We start from the raw sequence: 19,763 nt of genomic DNA, 5'->3' as shown, positions 1-19,763 counted from the left end.
CTGACAGGGCGCCCCACGCTGGTGGGGCGCCCTGTCTTGCCTCTGACGTGGCCTGTTCTTACTGCTCCTGGTCGGACAGGTCTTCCGCGAACACCTCGGCGATGGAGGCAGCGGTGATGGCGCGGTCGAACCAGAGGGTGAGGGCGTCGAGGTCGTCGCAGGAGGTGATGCGCTCGCGGTCGGTGTCAGCGACGGGGATGCCGCGGCGGTCGAGGATACGCAGTATGTCGGCGGCCCGGCCCTTGGCCTCCCCTTCGGCCCGGATCTCCTGGGACAGCGATGACGTGAAGAACGAAGTATCGACGGCCACGAGGTCCCTCCAGATTTTGGCGGCCCAGGTCTTGTCCAAGCCTTGAGATGTGAGTTCTACGAAGATCGTTGCGGTCTCCGGGTCGAGGACTTCCAAGCCCTTCAAGGCCGCTGCCAGCGCTTTCAGTATCGCATCGATACCCCGGTCTCGGCCGTGCAGCATGGCGGAGAGGACGGCCAGCGGGATGTCGCGGGCGGCTTCGGCCGGGGCGCTGACCATAGGCACGTTGTCCGGCCCCAGGACCAGGGGACGCACCGTGAGGGCGGGCCACTCTGGCGGTCCGATATCCACAGGGAGGGCAGCCCAGGCGGCGGTGTTCCGGTCCTGGCAGACGACGAGGAGTACCGGGGGCAGCTTGTACTTGGCGTACAAGTGGGCCAAGTAGTAGGCCCAACTGTGGGGCTTGTCCAGATCCTTCTTTCCTTGCGCCTCGACGGCAAGGAGGAAGTCGCCCTCCACCGTCTGGAGAAGGCCCGGTATCCGAAGAAGGTGCGCGAGCTGGCGCAGCTGGAGGAGCGTGCGGTTGAGCTTCAGCTGTACGGCAACCACAACCTCCACGGGCTGTTGCAGACGCCGGAGTACGCACGGGCGCTGCTGGGGACACGGCGGCCCAAGCTGTCGGCGGGCGAGATGGAGCGGGCGTTGGCCGCACGGATGGCTCGTCAGTCCATCCTGGAAAAGGAGTCGGGTCCCGAACTCAGCTTTGTTCAGGAGCAGGTGACGCTCGAACGTCCGGTCGGGGGGAAAATGGTGCTGAGCCGACAGCTGGAACACCTCCTGGAGGTCGCCCGGTTGCCGAACGTCGAACTCCAAGTGATGCCGACCGCACGCGCGGAGCACCCGGGTACGGGCGGTCGGATCCAGGTACTGAAGTTCGCGGACGGCACGGGAGCCGGGCGCACCGACGACGAGTTCGGCGGACGGCCGGTCTCCGACCCGAGGCAGCTCCGGATCCTCGAACTGCGGTATGGCATCATCCGGGCGCAGGCTCTCTCGCCAGGGGAGTCGCTGGACTTCATCGAGCAAGCGCTGGGGGAATTATGAGCACCTCGGAACTCCACTGGTTCAAGAGCAGCTACAGCGACAGCAGCAACCCAAGTGACTGCGTCGAAATAGCCACGACCCCCGCCACGATCCACATCCGCGACTCCAAGACCCCCCACACCCCCCATCTCACCCTGACGCCCGCCACCTGGACCGGCTTCCTCGCGTACGTGTCCGGGAAGTGACCGGCGGGCTCCGCGCGAGGAACCCGTTCGCGTGCCCGGTACACGCACCGCTAGCGTGCCGTGCATGACGACGTCGACTGCCACCGAAGGCACGGAAGACTCCGGCGCCCACCCCCGATTCACCGAGGCCCTGCGCGAGATGGGGCTCGGTGACCTGCAGACACGGATCCGGCGGTTCCCGGACGGCACCCGCACCGCCGCCGAGGCCGCCGCCGCGATCGGCTGCGAGCTGGACCAGATCTGCAAGTCGCTGATCTTCGCGGCGGACGGGGTGCCGGTGCTCGTCCTCATGGACGGGGCGTCGCGCGTCGACGTGGAGCTCGTCCGGCGGGAGCTCTGCGCCGCGAAGGTCACGCGAGCCAAGGCCGACCTCGTGCGGGAGACGACCGGGTACGCGATCGGCGGCGTCCCGCCCTTCGGGCACCGCACGAGGACCCGCGTCCTCGCGGACCGTTCGCTGCTGGAGCACGACACGGTGTGGGCCGCCGCCGGGACCCCCTACGCCGTGTTCCCGATGGAGCCCGAGGCCCTGATCGCCCACGCGGGGGCCGCCCTGGTGGACGTGCGCGAGCGCACCGCGTGACCCCGGCCGTCACGGCGGCCGTCCTGCTCGCCGCGGTCACCCACGCGAGCTGGAACGCGATCGCCCACCGCGTCACGGACAAGCTGGTCGGATTTACGCTGATCTCGGGCGGCGGCATGCTGATCGGCCTCGCGGCGATCCCGTTCGCGGCGCTCCCGGCGGGCGGGTCGTGGCCGTATCTGCTGATCTCCTGCGCCATCCACATCGCCTACTACGCGCTGCTGATGCGATCGTTCCGGCTGGGCGACTTCGGCCAGGCCTACCCCATCGCGCGCGGCACCGCCCCGCTCGTCGTCACGGTGCTGGCGGCGGTCTTCGCGCACGAGGTGCCGGACGGCTGGGCGGCGGCGGGCGTCGTCGTGTCGTGCGCGGGGCTGACGGGTGTGGCGCTGTGGGGCCTGCGCGGGCGCCGCCCGAACTGGGCGGCGATCGGCGCGGCACTGGCGACGGGGCTGACCATAGCGGCGTACACCGTGGTGGACGGCCTCGGAGTGCGCGCCTCGGGCTCGTCGTTCGGGTACATCGCGTGGCTGATGGCGATCCAGGGCGTGGTGATCCCGGCGTACGCGCTGTACCGCTGGCGCGGTGCGGCGGTGGGGCTGCTGCGGCCGGTCGCCGGGCTCGGCCTCGTCGGCGCGGCGCTGTCCGTGGCGGCGTACGCCCTGGTCCTGTGGGCCCAGACCCGGGCCGAACTGGCGCCCATCGCCGCCCTGCGCGAGTCCTCGATCATCGTGGGCGCGGCGATCGGGGCGGTCTTCTTCAAGGAGCGCTTCGGGGCGCCGCGGATCGCGGCGGCCGGCCTGCTGGTCGTCGGGATCGGCCTGATGCTGCACGCGGGCTGACCGCGCGTACTCGCCCGCGGCCACCGGCTCGGGCCCGCGCTGGCGCCGGACGCCACCCGAGGAGCACTCTGGAATTACCGGTTCCGGAGGTGATCGTCATGACGCACACCATTGTGGGATGGCATGTCGAGCTGGAATTCCAGGAGGACGACCAGCGCACCCGCGCGGCGGCCCTCGTACGGCTTCCCGACGGGAGCGAAGTACGGGCGCACGGCTACGCGAGCCGTCACCGTTCCGACGAGAATCAGCCGCGCGTCGGCGAGGAGATCGCGGCGGCGCGGGCGCTGAACGAGCTGGCGATGCAGCTACTGACCAAGGCGCACGACGAGATCGACGGCGCGTCGGGGCGGACGTCGCATCCGTTGACCCAGTAACGCGAACCCCGGTCCCGGTGACGCGAACCCGGTCCCGGTGACGCTCAGTTCCCCAGGGCCGCCCGTACCGCCCGTACCAGTGCCTGCGCCCGCGGGTCCGCCGTGACGCTCGTGCGGTAGCCGTTCGTCACATAGCCGAACGCTATGCCCGACTCGGGGTCGGCGAAGCCGAGGGGGCCGCCACGGCCCGGGTGGCCGAAGGAGGCCGGGGACAGCAGCGGGGACGCGCTGCCGTGCAGCATGTGACCGAGGCCGAAGCGGGTGTTCACGACCAGGACACGGTCGGGGCCCGCGGACCGCTCCGCGCGGGCCAGGGCGACCGTCTCCGGCCGCCACAGCCGTACGCCGTCCACCTCGCCGGTCAGCGCCGCGTAGAAGCGGGCCAGAGCGTCCGCCGTCGCGATGCCGTTGGAGGCGGGGAGGACGGCGGCGCGGTAGCCGGGGTCGTTCTCGTCCGGGAGCGGGGTGATCGCGGCGAAGGCCCGGCGGGTGAGGGAGGAGGGGTCCGCGTACGCCTGAGCGACCGCGCGCTTGGGGCGGGTGCGCAGGGCGCCGTCCGCCGCCGGAGCCTCGGTCTGTCCGCCCCGGCCGACCCGGTGGGCCCGCGCCGCCGGCAGCCCGACCCACAGGTCGAGACCCAGCGGCCCGGCGATCTCCGCCGCGATCCACTCGCCGATCCCGCGGCCCGTGACCCGGCGGACCAGCTCGCCCGTCAGCCAGCTGTACGTCTGTGCGTGATAGCCGTGGTCCGTACCCGGCTCCCAGGCGGGCGCCTGCGCGGCCACCGCGGCGGCGCCGAGGTCCGGGTCCGCGGCCTCGGCGGGCGTCAGCGGGCGGTCGAGGACCGGGACCCCGGCGCGGTGCGACAGAACATGGCTGACGAGCGTCCGTTCCTTGTGCTGCGCCTTGAACTCCGGCCAGTAGTGGCCCACCGGAGCGTCCAGGTCCAGCTCCCCGCGCTCGGCGAGCATCAGCAGGACGGCCGCGGCGACACCCTTGGTCGCCGAGCGCACGATCTGCGCGGTCCCCCGCTCCCAGCCCGCCGTACCGTCGACGTCCCGGGTGCCGCCCCACAGATCGACGACCCTGCGCCCGTCCCGGTACACGGCGACGGCCGCGCCCCGCTCCCCGAGCGTCTCGAAGTTCCGCGCGAACGCGTCCCTGACCGGCTCGAAGCCCTCGGCCACCGTGCCGTTCACATCCACGCCCGTGCTCCTTCCACCGTTCAACGACAGTGGATGCAACACACACCCGTCCCCGGCGATTCCTGAGCCGTGCCTAGCCCAGCACGATCGTGACCTCGATGTTGCCGCGGGTCGCGTTCGAGTACGGGCAGACCTCGTGGGCCGCGTCCACGAGCTTCGTCGCCAGGTCCTGGTCCACCACCGGCAGGGACACGCTGAGGGCGACCGCGAGGCCGTAACCGCGCTGCTTGTTGGGGCCGATGCCGACCTTCGCGGCGACCGTGGAGCCGGACAGGTCGTAGCCCTCGCGGCGGCCGACCAGCACCAGCGCGTTGTGGAAGCAGGCGCTGTATCCGGCCGCGAACAGCTGCTCCGGGTTCGTGCCGTCGCCGTTCCCGCCGAGCGCCGGCGGCATCGCGACCTTCAGCTCCAGCCGGCCGTCCTGGCTGGTGACGTAGCCGTCGCGGCCGCCGTGTGCGGTGGCCTCGGCGACGTACATGATCTTCGTCGGGCGGGTGTCGACAGCGGCACCGTCGATCATGGCAGGGCCTCCCCCAGGGCGGACAACGTGACGAACTACGGCAACACCGAAGTGCGCAAGTACATTGTGCACAAGGTACCGGCCGGTAGGCGCCCGTTCGCGGTCAGGGGTCGGCAACCGCGGGTAACCCGCGGCAGGTTGCGGGCGGGTCAGGTCAGCGGCTCTGTGCCGCCGCCGACTCCGCCCGTTCGGCCAGCCGCCACAGCTCTTCCCGCAGCGCTGCCACCTCGCCCCCGCGCAGTCCGGTCGCCGCCAGCAGCGCCTGCGGCACATGCGCCGCGCGCTCCCGCAGCTCCTCGCCCCGCCCGGTGACCGCCACGAGCACCGACCGCTCGTCGCGCGCCGAGCGCTCCCGGCTGACCAGACCCGCCGACTCCAGCCGCTTCAGCAGCGGCGACACCGTGCCGTAGTCGAGCCGCAGCGCGGCCGCCAGCTCCTTGACCGTCGTCTCGCCGCGCTCCCACAGGACCAGGAGCACCAGATACTGCGGATACGTCAGCCCGAGTTCGTCGAGAAGCGGGCGGTACGCGGCGGTCACGGCGCGCTGGGCCGCGTACAGCGCGAAGCACAGCTGATCGTCGAGCAGCAGTGACCCGGTGTTCTCTTGATTCGTCACGCGCCCATTGTCACGGAGCGCGGGTCGAAGCCGAAGGGCAACTCCAGACGGTGGGCCCGCATCAGCGTGTCGTCCGCGAGCAGCTCGCCCGTCCTGCCGTCCGCCGCGATCACGCCCTCGCTCAGGATCAGCGAACGCGGGCACAGCTCCAGGGCGTACGGGAGGTCGTGCGTGACCATGAGCACGGTGACGTCCAGCGACCGCAGGATGTCGGCGAGTTCGCGGCGTGAGGCGGGGTCGAGGTTGGAGGACGGCTCGTCGAGGACGAGGATCTCCGGCTCCATCGCGAGCACGGTCGCCACGGCCACCCGGCGCCGCTGTCCGAACGAGAGGTGGTGCGGCGGGCGGCCCTTGAACTCGGCCATGCCGACCTGGTCGAGGGCCCGGTCCACCCGGGCTTCCAGCTCCGCGCCGGTCAGCCCGGCGGCCGCCGGTCCGAAGGCCACGTCCTCCCGGACCGTCGGCATGAACAGCTGGTCGTCCGGGTCCTGGAAGACGATCCCGACCTTGCGCCGGATCTGGGCCATGTGCCGCTTGCCCACCGGCAGCCCGGCCACCGTCACGGTCCCCGCCCCGCCGGTGAGGATGCCGTTGAGGTGGAGCACGAGGGTGGTCTTGCCGGCGCCGTTCGGCCCGAGCAGGGCGACGCGTTCACCTCGTTCGACGCGGAAGTCCACGCCGAAGAGAGCCTGGTGGCCGTCGGGGTAGGCGAAGGCGAGGCCGGCCACGTCCAGGGAGGGCGCGCTCACGGGCGCGGGGGAGCCCACGGGCGCGGGGGAGTTCACAGGTTCGGGAGAGGTCACAGCGTCCATCCGAGCAGGCATACGACAAGGGCGGCGAAGGGGAGGGCGAGGGCGTACGACCACTGTGCCCGGGAAGCGGTCACCTCGTCGATGACCGGCATCGAACCGGCGTACCCCCGGCTGACCATGGCGAGATGGACGCGTTCCCCGCGCTCGTAGGAGCGGATGAACAGTGCCCCCGCGGACTTGGCGAGCACGCCCCAGTGCCGGATCCCGCGCGCCTCGAACCCGCGGGACTCCCGGGCGATCCGCATCCGCCGCATCTCGTCCGTGATGACGTCCCCGTAGCGGATCATGAAGGACGCGATCTGCACGAGGAGCGGCGGGAGCCTGAGCCGCTGGAGTCCGAGCAGCAGTTCGCGCAGTTCGGTGGTGGAGGCGAGCAGGACCGAGGCGGCGACGCCCAGGGTTCCCTTGGCCAGCACGTTCCAGGCGCCCCACAGGCCGTTGACGCTCAGCGAGAGTCCCAGCACGTCGACCCGCTCGCCCTCCGCCACGAACGGCATGAGCACGGCGAAGGCGACGAACGGGACCTCGATGAGCAGCCGCTTGAGCAGGAAGGGGGCGGGCACCCGGGCCCGGTGGGCGGCCACCGCCAGGAGCGCGGCGTACAGCGCGAACGCCCACATCGCCTCGCGGGGCGTCGACACGACGACGACCACGAAGGCGAAGGCGGCGGCGAGCTTGGTGTGCGGGGGCAGGGCGTGCACGGCGGAGTGCCCGTGCCGGTAGAGCTTGTGGGCGTGTCCCGCACCCATGTCAGACGCTCGTGTTCACGGGGGAGGCGTCGACGGTGCGCCGCCTGCGGACGGCCCAGAAGACGCCGGTGCCCGCGACGACGGTGATGCCGACGCCGATCACGCCCGCGAGACCGCCGGAGATCCGGGCGTCGGAGACGTCCTTGACGCCGTAGCCGGCGAGCGGGGAGTCCTCGGTGTGGTGCTTCTTGGCCTTGGCGTCGATGCCCTGGTCCTTGGCGACCTTCTCCAGGCCGTCGGGGCTGGCGGAGGCGTAGAAGCTGACGAACCCGGCGAGGACGAGGGAGGTGACGAGGCCGGTGATCCACACCTTGCGGTGCGAGGTGCGGGCGGCGACGGGGGTCGCGGGGGCGGCGGGCGCGGCGGGCGCGTCCACCAGATCGCCGCCGACCCGCAGCTTCAGACGCTGCTGGAGCCCGCGGGCCCCGTGGACGAGATCCGGCCGTACGGCGATGACGGCGCCGACGGTGAGGGCGGTGATCGCGGCCTCGCCGATGCCGATGAGCACATGCACGCCGATCATGGCGGTGGCGACCTTGCCGATCGCGATGTCTGTGGTGCCGCCGACCGCGTAGAAGAGGGTGAAGGCGACGGCGGCGGCCGGCACCGACAGCAGCGCGGAGACGAAGGCGGCGACCGTGACGGAGCGTCGCTTGCGGGGGAGCACCTTCACGAGGCCGCGGAAGACGGCGTAGGACACGACGGTCGTGACGATCGCCATGTCGGTGATGTTGACGCCGAGCGCGGTGAGACCGCCGTCGGCGAACAGGATCCCCTGCATCAGCAGGACGACCGACACGCACAGCACCCCGGTGAAGGGGCCGACGAGTATCGCGGCGAGCGCACCGCCGAGCAGATGTCCGCTGGTCCCGGCCGCGACCGGGAAGTTCAGCATCTGTACGGCGAAGATGAACGCGGCGACCAGACCGGCGAGCGGGGCGGTCCGCTCGTCCAGTTCACGGCGGGCACCGCGCAGGCTCACGGCGATGGCGCCGGCGGCGACCACTCCGGAGACCGCGGAGACCGGGGCGTTGATGAATCCGTCAGGCACATGCACCGTTCGATGATAGTGCCTTGTTGCGAATGCCTTGCAAGAGCGATGCGCTCACCAATAGCGGGCCGGGGCGGGCGAAGCCGTAATTGTCCGAGTATGCGACATTGGAGAAGTGAAGTAGCGGACCCACAGCCTCTGCTTAGGTTACAAAGCGTGAGGAGCTGTCGATGTCGGTCGTCGAACAGTACGCACGAGCCCATGTCGTCTCGGACGCCCCGGAAGCCCAGGACACCGTCCCGGTCGTCCTGCGCTACGACCCCGAAGTCGACCCCCGATCGGTCCGCATCGGCTTGCCCGGCCCGCACGAGTGGGCCTTCTCCCGCGACCTCCTGGAACGCGGCCTGCGCACCCCGACGGGCACGGGCGAGGTGCGCATCTGGCCGTGCGGCCGGGTCCAGGCGGTCATGGAGTTCCACTCGGCGCAGGGGGTGGCGGTGGTCGAGTTCGAGGCGAAGACCCTGTTCCGCTTCTTGCGCCGGACCTATCTGGCGACGCCCGTACCCCATTAGGGCCTCGGACCGGCCCCCTCAGGCCGGCCGCCCGCCTCGACCCGTCAGCTGCCCGCCCTGAGCAGTGCCGCCACGATCGGGCCCGCCGAGTCACCGCCGTGGCCGCCGGCCTGGACCACGCCCGCCGAGGCCAGGTCGCCCTTCCAGGCCGTGAACCAGCCGTTCGGCTGCTTCTGGTTGTCGACCTCCGCCGAGCCCGTCTTCGCGCCGTAGTCCGGGCCGAGCCCCGACATCGCCTGCGCCGCCGTGCCGGCCGCGGCGGTGTACTGGAGGACCTCCTTCAACTGCGCCCGCGTCGACGACGACATCGTGCGGGTCGTCTTCGCGAGCGCGCGGTCGTCCAGCGACGGCGACACCAGGTACGGCTGGTGGAAGACACCCGTCTTCGCCGTCGACACCACCGACGCCATGTTCAGCGGGTTCATGCGCACCCCGCCCTGGCCGATCAGCGAGGCCGCCATCTGCGCCGCGCTCTGCACCGGGACCGCGCCGTCGAAGGACGGGACCCCGATGGACCAGTTGTTCATGCTCAGGCCGTAGATCTGCTGCGCCACCGCCGTGAGGTCGCCGTCCTTCAGCTTCTTCGCCTGGCTGATGAAGGCCGTGTTGCAGGACCGCGCGAAGCTCGCCTTGAACGTGCCGCCCTTGATCTCGAACTTGTCGTCGTTCTGGAACTTCCAGCCGCCGTACGTCACGTACTTGGGGCACGGGTGCGTCTTGTCCGCCGACGCCAGGTTCTTCTCGAACAGCAGCGTCGACGTCACGATCTTCATCGTCGAGCCCGGCGCCAGCGAACCCTGGAGCGCCGTGTTGAAGCCGTGGGAGGAGTTGGCGAAGGCGAGGATCTCACCCGTCGACGGGCGCATGACCACGACCGACGCGCGCTCCTTCGTCGTCACCTGCTGCTCCGCCTTCGCCTGGAGCGTCGGGCTCAGCGTCGTCTTCAGCGTCCCCGGCGTCCCCTCGCTCAGCGTGACGAGCGTCTTGTCGGGGGTCTTGTCCTTGCCGGTCCCCTTCACCGCCTTGCGGACCACCCGCAGCTCGATGCCCGCCTTGCCGCCGGCCTTCTTGCCGTACTTCTCGCGCAGCCCGTCCAGCACCGAGCCCAGGGACGGGTACGTGGCCGTGGTCAGCTCGCCGCCGTCGCGGTCCAGGGCCTTGATCGGCGGCGTGCCCGCCTCGCCGGTCACGAGACGGTCGCCCGCACCGAGATCCGGGTGCACCACCGACGGCCGCCAGCTCACCAGCGGTACGCCGTCCTTGGCCCGCCGCACGACCGTCAGCTTCGACTCGTACGCGAGCGGCTTGCTCCGGCCCTTGTACGACACCGTCGCCTTGACGGAGAACGGGACCGACGCCCCCGAGCGCTTGCCGCGCGTCAGTGTCACGTCGGTGATGTGCGCGTCCTTGGTGTAGCCGGTCAGGGCCGTGCGCGCCGCCGCCGAGTCGTCGGTGGCGGCCGCGGCCCCGGTGACCTTGCCCCGCTGCCAGGCATTCAGGAACTCCGTGGCCGTCGTACGGATCTCCGTCGCCGACAGCGGGCCCGTCTTCACGGCCCGGTGGCGGGCCTGAGACGCGCGTTCCTCGGCCGCGGCCCCACTGCCGTACAGGCTGTAGGCACCGACCGCCCCGCCGACGGCGACGACGGCGATCAGCCCGCCGATGACGAGCGGACGACCGCTCCTGTTGCGCTCGGCGGCGCGCCTTCTCTTGCCCACAGCTCTGATTCCTCCGCTGTCCCCAGGCCCCCGGTACCCTCACGTTCCCAACGAGGAGCACCACCCTAGGGTCCCGCGGTGACACGGGTGACTTCAGCCGCCCGTTCGTAGCACAGCTGCGACGATCGGACCGGCCGCGTCGCCGCCGTGACCGCCCTCCTCGGTGGTGGCGGCCGCCGCGATGTCGTTCCGGTACCCGGTGAACCAGCTGTTGGACTTGGCCTGCCCGTCGACCTCCGCGGACCCCGTCTTCGCGCCGATGTCCCCGCCGAGCCCGGCCATCACGCCCGCGGCGGTGCCCTGGGTCGCGGTGAGGCGCATCATCGCCTTCAGCTGGGTGACCGTGTTCGACGCCAGGCCCTTGGCGGCGGCGAACTCCCGGTCGTCGAGCGACCTCGGGACCAGGTAGGGCTGGCGGAAGGCGCCCGTCATGGCGGTCGCCGTGACCGAGGCCATGTTCAGCGGGTTCATCTGGACCTCGCCCTGCCCGATCATGTTGGCCGCGGTGTTCGGGCCGCCGGAGGCGGGGACCGAACCGTCGAAGGAGATGATGCCGGTCTTCCAGTTGTCGCCGCCGAGCCCGAAGCGGTCCTCGGCCTCCTTGGTGAGCGAGTCGACCTTCACCTCGTCCGCGTACTTCACGAAGGCCGTGTTGCACGAGCGCAGGAAGCTGTTGGCGAGCGTCGCCTTCTCGTTGGGCTCCATGCCCGTGAGGTTGTGGAAGGTCTGGCTCTGCCAGGTCGCGGTGTCCGGGCAGGGGGCCGGACCGTTCATGGTCGCGATGCCGTTGTCGATCAGTGTCGCGGCGCTGATGATCTTCATGGTGGAGCCGGGCGCGAGCCGCCCCTCGAAGGCCGCGTTGAACGCGTCCTCGCGGTGGTTGGCGACCGCCAGCACCTCACCGGTGCTCGGCTTCACCGCGACCACCGACGACTCGGAGTACTGGGCCACCGCCTTCTCTGCCGCCGCCTGCGCGCTCGCGCTGAGCGTCGTACGCAGCTTGCCCGGAGTGCCCTTGGCGAGCGTCACGAGTGTCTTGTCGGCCGCGCCCTCGCCCGTGTGGTGGACCGACAGTTCGACCCCGGGTCTGCCGCCCGCCTTCTCGCCGTACTTCTCGCGCAGCGCGTCCAGGACCGGCCCGAGGGAGGGGTACTTCTTCTCGGTCAGGACGACGTCGTCGCGGTCCACGGCCTCGATCGGCGGGGTGGCCGCCTCGCCGGTGACCAGGGTGTCGTCCGCGGCGGTGAGGTCCGGGTGGACGAGGGCCGGCTTCCAGCCGACGAGCGCCCGCCCGGTGGTCTCACCACGGACGACGGTCAGCTCGGAGTCGTACGCGAGCGGCTTGCTCCGGCCCTCGTACGCCACCGTCGCCTTGACGGAGAACGGCACGGTGGTGCCGGACGGCGTGCCCGGCGTGATGTGCACCTTGGTGATGTGCGCTTCCGCGCGGTAGCCGGCCAGCAGACTGCCCGCCGCCACGGCGTCGTTGGTGTAGGAGGCCGCCGTCTCGGCGTCGCCCTTCGCCCAGGACGAGAAGAACTTGGCACTCGCCTCCTTGACCTCCGCGCCGCTCGGCGGCCCGCTCCTCGCGGCCTTGGTCTCGGGCGAGCCGCCCGCCCCGTCCCCGCTGAGCGCGGACACCACATTGAACGCCCCGTACCCGGCGCCCCCCACCATGACGGCGAACACCCCACCGACGATGGCGACCTTTGCCCCCTTGCGCATGTGCGCGATCCTCCCCGTTGTCGCCCCTGCGGGCGTTTCTGAACGTGTTCAGAAATTCTGGTCGTGCTCGCACTGTAGGCGTCCTGGGGGGCCGCTGTGAGGGGAGTTTCCGGAAGTTGTCCGAAGAGTGATCAGGGGGATGGTCGGAAACGGGCCAGATCCAGCCGCCCAGCCACATACATGAACGCACGCCGACGTCCGGCATCGGACCGCCGGTACAGCCTCGTACTGGGCTTACCGGGCTTACTGGGCTCGTACTGGGCCGTATTCGGCTGTTCGGCCAACGAAACGGGATGTCGTGCCGGGCGTCGCGAGCGTCAACAGTCCCCGAACTGTGATCATGGAGCGTTCCTTGCAGGTGATCGACGAGGAGCTCCAGGTCGCGGGGGCCGATGTGCCGCCGCCGTGTGGCGCTCGCGACAACGCGCTGTGGGTGATGTGGTGAACTGGTTGACCTCGCTGCCGGCGGTGGTGCTGGTTGTGGGCGGGCTCCTGCTTGCCTTACTGGTCGCGGCCGTGGCGCGGGTCGGCGTCCGGGCGCTCGTACCGGTCGAGGAACGGGACCGGGTGCCGCAGATCGCCACGCCCCTGATGCCGACACTCGGCGCTGCCTTCGCGATCTTCGCGGCACTCACACTGGCCAGCGAGGCCGGCTACCTGCGCGCGGCCGAGGGGCTGGTGAGCGACGAGGCGGCCGCGGCCTCCCGCCTGGCATGGGCGGCGACAAGTCCGCGAGTCCGGTCGGAGCCGATCCACACGGCACTGCTGAACTACTTGCAGACCACGCGCGCCGGGGAGTGGGAAGCCACCGCGGCGGCGTCCGGTGACGACCCCGCCACCGCTCGCGCGATCGCACGGCTGGAGCGGAGTGTGCGCGCCGAGGCGGCCCGGCCAGAGGTGGGCACCCCGACAGGCACGGAGCTGGTGGCTTCCGTCGACGGTGTCACCAGTAGTCGTCGCGCCCGCGTCGCGGCCGCCTCGCGCGACGTTCCCGCGCTGTACGTCGTCACGCTCGTGGTCAGCGGACTGGCCTTGATCGTGAACGCGGGCGCACTGGTCTTCCGCAGCAGCCTGCGAACATCACTGCTGATCGTAGGTGTTGCGAGTGTGGTCGGGCTGAGCCTGGCGTTGCTCTTCGCACTCAGCGGGCCCTGGAGCGGACCGCTCATCGTCAGTGGGCATCCGCTCGACGCCGTCATCGGAAACCTGAAGTCCGGCTTCTTCGACGGCGGGCCGTAGGCGACGGGCGCGATCAGTACGCCGACAACCGCTCACCGGCGGCCGCGCCCTGCGGCCGCCCAGAAGACTTCGTCGCCCGTCCTCGAGGATGCCGGTCGCGGACGTCAGTAACCGGTGCCGCGCTTGATCTGGGCCCGCTCGACCTCGGTGGTCCCGCCCTTGTGGTCCAGGGTGGCGCACGCGTCGGCGATGTCCTGGGTCAGACGCTCGATCTGCTCGCGGCTCAGGGTCTCCTTGACCAGGGCGCGCAGGATCTTCACCCGCTCCGCGTTGGGCGGGAGCGTGTACGCCGGCACCATCCAGCCACGCTCGGCCGAGAGCTGCCAGGCGATGTCGGACTCGTCGTAGGCGTGCTCGCCGGCGAGGCGGAAAGCGACCAGCGGCAGCTGCTCGAGGTCGCTGCCGATCACTTCGAAGCGGCCGCTGCTCCGCAGGTTGTCCGCCAACGCGTGGGCGTTCTTCTGCATCGTCTCCATGACGTAGGTGTAGCCCTGACGACCCAGCCGCACGAAGTTGTAGTACTGGGCGAGGACCATCGACGCGCCGGTCGAGAAGTTCAGCGTGAACGTCGCGTCGGTCTTGCCCAGGTAGTTCTCGTAGAACACGAGGTCCTTGGCCAGGTCGGACTCCTCGCGGAAGACCAGCCAGCCGATGCCGGGGTAGACCAGGCCGTACTTGTGTCCCGACACGTTGATCGAGCGGACCTGCTCGAGCCGGAAGTCCCATTTCGAGTCCGGATAGAGGAAGGGCCACACAAAGCCGCCGCTGGCGCCGTCGACGTGGATCGGGATGTCGAGGTCCCGCTCCTTGCGGACGTCCCGCAGGAGCTTGTCGATCCCGACGACGTCGTCCTTGTGGCCGGTGAACGTGGTGCCGACGACGGCGACGACACCGATGGTGTTCTCGTCGATGTGGGGCTCCACGTCCTCTGGGCCGATCGTGTACTTGTCCTCGGCAAGCGGCACGATCCGCGGCTCGACGTCGAAGTAGCGGCAGAACTTCTCCCACACGACATGGACGTCGCCGCCGAAGACCAGGTTGGGCCGGTCGGCCGGCAGGTTGGCCGCCTGGCGGCGCTCCCGCCACTTCCACTTCAGCGACAGCGCGCCGAGCATGATCGCCTCGGACGAGCCCTGGGTCCGGCATCCGGTGGTCTTGCCCGGTGCGTGGAAGAGGTCGGCGAGCATGCGCACGCAGCGCTGCTCGATCTCGGCGGAGATGGGGTACTCCGCGTGGTCGATGAAGTTGCGGTGGAGGTTCTCGGCGATGATCCGTTGCGCCTCCGGCTCCATCCAGGTGGTGACGAACGTGGCGAGGTTGCGCTGCGGGTCGCCTTCCATGACGAGGTCCTCATCCAGCAGCCTCATGGTGTCCGTCGCGGTCATGCCCTCCTCGGGGAAGGTCTGCGAGGGAGCGGGCTCGGTCAGGAAGCGGTTTCCGAACAGGGCCGCGACGTCTCTCTTGGTCATGCCGCCGATTCAACCGTCACCCGAGCGGCAGCCATGCCCAGGACCTCGGGTCGGACGTGGGATTCACGAGAACGGCGCACCTTGACGACTTCCCGACTTCCCGACGCGATCACTCCCGTGCCCACGTCCGGGAGCTCATTGGGCCGGGCCAAGTACCTCGGCGACGCTGCGGGGCTCTGTGCGCGGCTGCTGGTTGAGCTTGTGGCGCTCCATGGAGGACTGCCGGTAGACCTCCTTGCGGGACCGCATGATGTTGCCCAGGGGCGCGTGCTCGGCGGTGACCCGCCAGGGCGTGAAGGACAGTGAGTCCATCTTCTCCAGGTTTTCCGGGCCGGAGATGTCCTGCCGCGGCAACCGCAGTTTGGCCACGGTGACGGACGGCGAGAGCTGCTCGGGCCACTCCACGGTGGTGTCCTCCACCGGCATCCGCTCCAGGTCGGTGCAGAGCTGAACCTGGATGTCGAAGGCGTAGGGCCGCTCCTGGAGCTCGGCCTCAAGGGCCGGCCGGAAGACCTCCTGCGCGGAGGTCGGGTCGATGTCGCGCCGGACCACCGCGGCGGCGAAGGACGGGTCGGGGGTGATGCGCACCTTGGCGATGTAGTCCCCGTGCCGGACCGCGCCCATCGTCCAGTAGCTCGACAGCAGCAGGTTTGCCGGAGGGGTCTTCGACAGGCGCAGGAAGGCCAGGAACTCGTCCCACGCCCAGTCGTCCTGGTCCAGCGTTCCCTTTCCGGTCACGAAGTCGGTGAAGAAACGATGCGCGCCGGGGCGGCCCTGGGAGAAGTAGGCCGGCGCGTTCAGGAACAGTTCCTGGATGAACAGGTAGTGCTCGACCGTGTTGCAGAAGAAGATCGGTCCGTTGATGTTGGCGTAGTCGAAGGTGCCCGTGTCCGGTTCGTCTTCCAGCAGGGTCGGGCCGGGGATGTCGAAGATCTTCAGTGCCAGTCCGGTGGCGGCGCCCAGTCGCGCGTCGGCTCCGGCGTGAGGCGAGCCGTTGGAGAAGCGGATGAGCGCGTCATGGGTTCCCGGAGTCGCGTAGATGCCTTGGGCGTACTCGGGGGGAAGCCCGTCCAGGATCTCCACTTCACCGCGGACCAGCCCGTAGCCCTTGGCATGGGCGTCGCGCAGGGCCCGGCCGGTGCCACCGGCCTTGACCGACTCGGTGATGTAGGCCTCGGTCTTTGCGATCACCGTCTGCACGTTCTGGTCGAAGTGCGGGTCATCGTCTTCGACGTCCGGCGTGTAGGGGACGAACTGTGCTGCCATGACGTGACCTCTCCTCGGAGACCGTGGTGGGACCTCAGGGGGCAGGAACCGCCCTCAGTCCTCCAGCTCGGCAAGCCAGCGCAAGGCGCGCAGACCCGGCACGAAGCAGTACTCACCGCCCCGGGTGACCACGAAGCTGGGCAGGTTCCGCAGGCGGCGCCGGACCGGCTTCTCCGGGATGGTGACGCTGCCGGTGCCGCCGTGATGCCCGGCCACCGGGTCCTTCTCGCCGGGATAGCCGATGAAGTTGCCGTCGTTGACCCACTCGGCCTTGATGAATTCGAACTGCCGCTCCAGATGGGCTCCGATGAAGACTCCGACCAGGCCCCGCTCGGCGCCGTCGTCTTCCAGCACGCCCTCCGGCAGCGGCGGGCCGTAGGTGGTGCCGCGGCGGATGAGGCGGTGCATGCGTGCGTCGCCGATGATCGTGGCGTCGCGGGGGTTGGTGCGCCGGATGTGCGCACCGGCGGGGCACCGGAACCCTCGGTCGTCGTCCTCCCGGTACAGGAAGTTGTTGACGCGGTGCGGATCGGCCGCCAGCTCTGGATCATCGTGCTCCGGCGTCAGTGTCAGCGGCGCCCCGCTGGGCCAGCGCCCGACCATCTTCGCCGCCAGAAGTGCCTCCTCCTGGGCGCTGGAGGTGTTCGCGCGCAGGTACTGCCGCCAGGCCGCCACGTTGGTGTGGATCTTGCGAACGGCCGCGTAGGTTCCGTTGCGCCCCAGCACATCGGGGCTGGGCATGGGGGGCAGACTGCCGGTTTCGTCGGGGTAGCCGAGGATGAACTCACCGGCCTTGATGGGGACTTCCTGCGGGTTGGAGCCGGGCAGGCCGACGCCCTCGATGTTCGGATGGCTGATGCCGTCGCGGAATCCGAAGGTGGTGCGCCCGGTCGGGAGCTGGTGGACCTCCTGCTGCCAGATCACCTGGACACCGGGCGTGTCCTCGTAGGCGACACGGGCCCGGTCCAGCTCCTTGTCCAGCTGCGCCGTATCCGAGGAGAGGGCGCTCAACGCGATGTGGACATCGCCCGTCCCGAACGGTGCCTCCCAGTGGGCCGCGGCACTCTCGCCCACGTCACCGATCAGCTCCGCCCGAGCGGCCATGCCCTCACGGAACGCCCGCGGAAAGCTGTCCAGCGACTCCTGAGGCACCCCCAGGGCCCGCAGTCCCTGGTAGGTGAACGCCACAGCCACCCAGGCGTCCTGGCTCCGGTCCACGCTGGGCAGACCACCCGAGGTCACCGGGAGCAGCCGCCGCAGCAGGGCGCGCCCGGCGTGGCGGTCATCGACGCGCAGGAGGATGAACTTCCCCTCGTACGGCACGGGCCGTGGACGCAGTGCCCCGCTTTGGACGTCGTCGATCTCGACGCGCACGTCGCCCGCGCTGCTGCTTGCCGTCGTGTTCATGCTCGCCTGTGCCTCCATATCGGCCTCTGCCCGGGCAAACCTGCAGCGGCCGACCCGCGCCCGACGCGGTCCACCGATGTCGGGTCGGCTCTGAGGGGTGGTCGTGTCCGGGCTCCAGGGCCTGTCGCCCGGCAGACGGGAATGTGACGACAGGACCTAGGCCGCGGCTTCCTCCATCAGCTTCTGGAAGGCAGGCGTGGCCAGCAACTCGGCGTTCGCCGGGTTGTCCAGCGCCGCCCGGAACTCAGCGGTGTCCAACAGCGCCTCGAACGCCTCGTCCACGCGCTGGTCCTTCCAGATCTGCTGAACGGTCAGATCGGGGTACGAGCTGACGAAGACTCCCGCGGGCTCCTGCTGGGACACGAACCAGTCCTTCACCCCGGGATCGGCGACGCCGGGGAACCCTTCGGTGTGCGAGAAGATCTTGTCGAAGCGGGCCCCGACCACCGTCTTGGCGAAGTCGTCGATGTACGTGTCCCAGGAGCCGTCGAAGACGCTGGCGAACATGAACCGGGTGTCGTTGTCGAAGATCACGTGCCGTGCGTCGTGCAGGGTGCCGATCTGGCGCAGTGCCTCACGGGCTTTCGCGTCGGTCGCCGCTTCGGCGAACGCGGCGAGATCCTCACGCAGCGCGTCCGCGTGGCCCGGCTTGATCTTGGTGAAGACGGTGAACTCGCTACAGACCCCGTCCGACCTGCCCGGGCGCTCGGGCTGAGCTGACTGGGGTGCGCCTGTCGTCGCAGTCATCGTGAGATTCTCCTGCCACGGATCGGTGCGAGGGTCGCCAAGCGCCCGAACATGAGGCGCCATCGCCCTCACCTGTCAATCGTGACCGCACCTGCGTCGCCTTGCATCTCCGCCCCGGGGTGGTGTGGCCACCTGGGGGCGGATTCTTGCGAGGCTCCGGTTGCAGCGCGGGCGGCCAGCAGGCCAAGGCCAGGGTCCCCGCGTCCTGAGGAGTTCCCGAGGACAGATCCGCAAAGGCGCAGGAGGATGGAACAGGGAAGAACAGCGGCGCAGCTGATCGCACAACAGCCTGTCGCTCCGCCCAGACGCCGGCCCCGCTGCCGTGAGCGGGCTCGAGTGACGAGGTGCTCAGCAGTTCTCCGTCGTCCGCGGGAAAGCCGCGTGAGAGGTGCTGACCGCCGGCAAGTCGCCGTTCAGAAGGACCACTCTCAAAGAGGCGGCACCCCACGGGGCCAGGGTCCTTCCGCGGGCCCCGGGCTCACGTTAGGCCCCCGGGCTCACGTTCACGACAGTCCCACGGCCGCCCACGCAGGCTGTCGGGTCACCCACGTCCGCCAAGCGTTGCTCAACTGGATCGCCGCCCCGATCCCCACCTGGAGGCAACCATGGGCAAAGTTCTCGGTGACGTGCTGGGTCTTGCGGCCGGCGTCGCGATCAGCCCGCTCCCGATCATCGCCATCATCCTCATACTCGCGACGCCCCGGGGACGTCTCAACGGACCCCTCTTCACCCTCGGCTGGATCCTGGGACTCTCGGCACTGGGCGCGGTGATGCTGGCAATCGCTTCCCCCGCAGGTGCCTCCGCCCACAATCAACCGGCCACCTGGGTGGGAGCCGTCAAGCTCGCTCTGGGCGTGGTCCTCGTCCTCTTCGGCGCCCGGCAATGGCACCGGCGCCCGAAGGATCCCTCACAAGCCCAGCTGCCGAAGTGGATGGGCGCGATCGACCGCCTCACGCCGGTCAAGGTCTTCGGACTCGGACTGGCCCTCGCCGCGCTCAACGCCAAGAACGCCCCGCTGACCATCGCCGCGGCCGCCTCCATCGGCTCAGCCGGACTGCCGGTCGGGCAGCAGATCGCGTCGCTGGCAATCTTCGTCCTGATCGCCACCCTCGGCCTGCTGGCCCCGCTGGGAGTCTTCCTGCTCGGAGGAGAGCGAGCGAAGACCACGCTCGGCAACTGGAAAGACTGGGCCGCGCAGCACAACGTCGCCGTGATGGCGGTCCTGTTCTTCGTTCTCGGGTTGAAACTGCTCGGTGACGGCATCGGCATCCTCGTCTCCTGACGGGCTCGCACCCGCGGATCGTGGGCGCCCGCCTCGAACTGCCCTCGGACGCATGAACATCCGGCACACGTGCAGCTCGCTCGGATGAACTCGGCGGGTTCGGGTG

At 70.1% G+C, this 19,763-nt stretch carries 20 protein-coding genes and 1 pseudogene; 8 read left to right on the top strand and 13 right to left on the bottom strand.

Going from position 1 to position 19,763, the window contains the following annotated elements:
• Positions 1–58: 58 nt before the first annotated feature.
• Positions 59–769 (bottom strand): hypothetical protein, encoded by a 711-nt coding sequence (locus GTY58_RS18890; protein ID WP_242432312.1) that lies wholly within the window; start codon positions 767–769, stop codon positions 59–61.
• A gap of 3 nt (positions 770–772) precedes the next feature.
• On the opposite strand from GTY58_RS18890, the pseudogene GTY58_RS18885 reads away from it, so the two are divergent.
• The 5 genes and pseudogenes from GTY58_RS18885 to GTY58_RS18865 all read left to right on the top strand — a co-directional run.
• Positions 773–1,354 (top strand): annotated as a pseudogene (locus tag GTY58_RS18885) (DUF5753 domain-containing protein); the annotation flags it as partial.
• Entirely contained in the window at positions 1,351–1,539 is a 189-nt protein-coding gene (locus GTY58_RS18880) for a DUF397 domain-containing protein (protein ID WP_010985046.1), read from the top strand. The pseudogene GTY58_RS18885 and the gene GTY58_RS18880, both read left to right, overlap by 4 nt.
• Positions 1,540–1,603: 64 nt before the next feature.
• The gene (locus tag GTY58_RS18875) at positions 1,604–2,122 is read left to right on the top strand and encodes a YbaK/EbsC family protein (protein WP_037645178.1); all 519 of its coding nucleotides are present in this window, start codon (positions 1,604–1,606) and stop codon (positions 2,120–2,122) included.
• Positions 2,119–2,964, top strand: coding sequence for a DMT family transporter (locus GTY58_RS18870; RefSeq protein ID WP_010985044.1), 846 nt, complete (start codon positions 2,119–2,121; stop codon positions 2,962–2,964). The genes GTY58_RS18875 and GTY58_RS18870 overlap by 4 nt, the downstream gene beginning before the upstream one ends.
• A 98-nt stretch (positions 2,965–3,062) precedes the next feature.
• A complete protein-coding gene (locus tag GTY58_RS18865; RefSeq protein WP_010985043.1) occupies positions 3,063–3,338 on the top strand; it encodes a DUF1876 domain-containing protein in 276 nt (91 codons plus the stop codon).
• Between the two features lie 44 nt (positions 3,339–3,382).
• Here the strand turns inward: GTY58_RS18865 and GTY58_RS18860 are convergent, their stop codons facing one another.
• From GTY58_RS18860 to GTY58_RS18835, 6 genes are all read right to left on the bottom strand, one after another.
• A complete protein-coding gene (locus tag GTY58_RS18860; RefSeq protein ID WP_037644813.1) occupies positions 3,383–4,543 on the bottom strand; it encodes a serine hydrolase domain-containing protein in 1,161 nt (386 codons plus the stop codon).
• 73 nt (positions 4,544–4,616) lie between these two features.
• Positions 4,617–5,063 carry an organic hydroperoxide resistance protein gene (locus tag GTY58_RS18855; RefSeq protein WP_037644815.1) on the bottom strand — a complete coding sequence of 149 codons (447 nt, stop codon included), beginning with the start codon at positions 5,061–5,063 and terminating at the stop codon, positions 4,617–4,619.
• Positions 5,064–5,217: 154 nt separating this feature from the next.
• Positions 5,218–5,679 (bottom strand): MarR family transcriptional regulator, encoded by a 462-nt coding sequence (locus GTY58_RS18850; protein ID WP_010985040.1) that lies wholly within the window; start codon positions 5,677–5,679, stop codon positions 5,218–5,220.
• Positions 5,676–6,491: an ABC transporter ATP-binding protein gene (locus GTY58_RS18845; RefSeq protein WP_202497452.1), complete on the bottom strand. Its 816-nt coding sequence runs from the start codon at positions 6,489–6,491 to the stop codon at positions 5,676–5,678. Before GTY58_RS18845 ends, GTY58_RS18850 begins: the two co-directional genes overlap by 4 nt.
• Positions 6,479–7,240: a cobalt ECF transporter T component CbiQ gene (gene cbiQ / locus GTY58_RS18840; RefSeq protein ID WP_010985038.1), complete on the bottom strand. Its 762-nt coding sequence runs from the start codon at positions 7,238–7,240 to the stop codon at positions 6,479–6,481. The genes GTY58_RS18845 and cbiQ overlap by 13 nt, the downstream gene beginning before the upstream one ends.
• A 1-nt stretch (position 7,241) precedes the next feature.
• Positions 7,242–8,297, bottom strand: coding sequence for an energy-coupling factor ABC transporter permease (locus GTY58_RS18835; RefSeq protein WP_010985037.1), 1,056 nt, complete (start codon positions 8,295–8,297; stop codon positions 7,242–7,244).
• Positions 8,298–8,461: 164 nt separating this feature from the next.
• On the opposite strand from GTY58_RS18835, the gene GTY58_RS18830 reads away from it, so the two are divergent.
• Positions 8,462–8,803 carry an SsgA family sporulation/cell division regulator gene (locus GTY58_RS18830; protein WP_010985036.1) on the top strand — a complete coding sequence of 114 codons (342 nt, stop codon included), beginning with the start codon at positions 8,462–8,464 and terminating at the stop codon, positions 8,801–8,803.
• A gap of 44 nt (positions 8,804–8,847) precedes the next feature.
• Here the strand turns inward: GTY58_RS18830 and GTY58_RS18825 are convergent, their stop codons facing one another.
• Both GTY58_RS18825 and GTY58_RS18820 read right to left on the bottom strand, forming a co-directional pair.
• Positions 8,848–10,521, bottom strand: a complete 1,674-nt coding sequence (locus tag GTY58_RS18825; RefSeq protein ID WP_010985035.1) for a penicillin-binding transpeptidase domain-containing protein — start codon at positions 10,519–10,521, stop codon at positions 8,848–8,850.
• Between the two features lie 93 nt (positions 10,522–10,614).
• The gene (locus GTY58_RS18820) at positions 10,615–12,246 is read right to left on the bottom strand and encodes a penicillin-binding transpeptidase domain-containing protein (protein WP_010985034.1); all 1,632 of its coding nucleotides are present in this window, start codon (positions 12,244–12,246) and stop codon (positions 10,615–10,617) included.
• Between the two features lie 441 nt (positions 12,247–12,687).
• Here GTY58_RS18820 and GTY58_RS18815 point away from each other — a divergent pair, with 441 nt between their 5' ends.
• Positions 12,688–13,485, top strand: a complete 798-nt coding sequence (locus GTY58_RS18815; protein ID WP_107277515.1) for a hypothetical protein — start codon at positions 12,688–12,690, stop codon at positions 13,483–13,485.
• A gap of 104 nt (positions 13,486–13,589) precedes the next feature.
• On the opposite strand, the gene GTY58_RS18810 is transcribed toward GTY58_RS18815, so the two are convergent.
• The 4 genes from GTY58_RS18810 to GTY58_RS18795 form a co-directional block, all read right to left on the bottom strand.
• A complete protein-coding gene (locus tag GTY58_RS18810) occupies positions 13,590–14,954 on the bottom strand; it encodes a glutamate decarboxylase (protein ID WP_010985032.1) in 1,365 nt (454 codons plus the stop codon).
• Between the two features lie 135 nt (positions 14,955–15,089).
• Positions 15,090–16,220 carry a catalase family protein gene (locus tag GTY58_RS18805; protein ID WP_010985031.1) on the bottom strand — a complete coding sequence of 377 codons (1,131 nt, stop codon included), beginning with the start codon at positions 16,218–16,220 and terminating at the stop codon, positions 15,090–15,092.
• 54 nt (positions 16,221–16,274) lie between these two features.
• Positions 16,275–17,627: a Dyp-type peroxidase gene (locus GTY58_RS18800; RefSeq protein ID WP_042493242.1), complete on the bottom strand. Its 1,353-nt coding sequence runs from the start codon at positions 17,625–17,627 to the stop codon at positions 16,275–16,277.
• A 156-nt stretch (positions 17,628–17,783) separates the two neighbouring features.
• Positions 17,784–18,374 (bottom strand): hypothetical protein, encoded by a 591-nt coding sequence (locus GTY58_RS18795; RefSeq protein WP_237528817.1) that lies wholly within the window; start codon positions 18,372–18,374, stop codon positions 17,784–17,786.
• 605 nt (positions 18,375–18,979) lie between these two features.
• Here GTY58_RS18795 and GTY58_RS18790 point away from each other — a divergent pair.
• Entirely contained in the window at positions 18,980–19,657 is a 678-nt protein-coding gene (locus GTY58_RS18790) for a GAP family protein (protein ID WP_010985028.1), read from the top strand.
• Positions 19,658–19,763: the final 106 nt, after the last annotated feature.

Source organism: Streptomyces sp. SID5469, assembly GCF_009862865.1.
In the GTDB taxonomy this organism is placed as follows: Bacteria; Actinomycetota; Actinomycetes; order Streptomycetales; family Streptomycetaceae; genus Streptomyces; species Streptomyces avermitilis.
The sequence above is the reverse complement of the archived record's forward strand: the minus strand, read 5'-3'. Positions and strand labels throughout refer to the sequence as shown.

Bases quoted from the DNA above. Each gene is read 5' to 3' on its own strand.
- GTY58_RS18875 (WP_037645178.1), top strand. From the start codon at position 1,604: ATGACGACGTCGACTGCCACCGAAGGCACGGAAGACTCCGGCGCCCAC.
- GTY58_RS18810 (WP_010985032.1), bottom strand. From the start codon at position 14,954: ATGACCAAGAGAGACGTCGCGGCCCTGTTCGGAAACCGCTTCCTGACC.
- GTY58_RS18805 (WP_010985031.1), bottom strand. From the start codon at position 16,220: ATGGCAGCACAGTTCGTCCCCTACACGCCGGACGTCGAAGACGATGAC.
- GTY58_RS18800 (WP_042493242.1), bottom strand. From the start codon at position 17,627: ATGAACACGACGGCAAGCAGCAGCGCGGGCGACGTGCGCGTCGAGATC.
- GTY58_RS18820 (WP_010985034.1), bottom strand. From the start codon at position 12,246: ATGCGCAAGGGGGCAAAGGTCGCCATCGTCGGTGGGGTGTTCGCCGTC.
- GTY58_RS18790 (WP_010985028.1), top strand. From the start codon at position 18,980: ATGGGCAAAGTTCTCGGTGACGTGCTGGGTCTTGCGGCCGGCGTCGCG.
- GTY58_RS18830 (WP_010985036.1), top strand. From the start codon at position 8,462: ATGTCGGTCGTCGAACAGTACGCACGAGCCCATGTCGTCTCGGACGCC.
- GTY58_RS18795 (WP_237528817.1), bottom strand. From the start codon at position 18,374: ATGACTGCGACGACAGGCGCACCCCAGTCAGCTCAGCCCGAGCGCCCG.
- cbiQ (WP_010985038.1), bottom strand. From the start codon at position 7,240: ATGGGTGCGGGACACGCCCACAAGCTCTACCGGCACGGGCACTCCGCC.
- GTY58_RS18865 (WP_010985043.1), top strand. From the start codon at position 3,063: ATGACGCACACCATTGTGGGATGGCATGTCGAGCTGGAATTCCAGGAG.
- GTY58_RS18845 (WP_202497452.1), bottom strand. From the start codon at position 6,491: ATGGACGCTGTGACCTCTCCCGAACCTGTGAACTCCCCCGCGCCCGTG.
- GTY58_RS18880 (WP_010985046.1), top strand. From the start codon at position 1,351: ATGAGCACCTCGGAACTCCACTGGTTCAAGAGCAGCTACAGCGACAGC.
- GTY58_RS18855 (WP_037644815.1), bottom strand. From the start codon at position 5,063: ATGATCGACGGTGCCGCTGTCGACACCCGCCCGACGAAGATCATGTAC.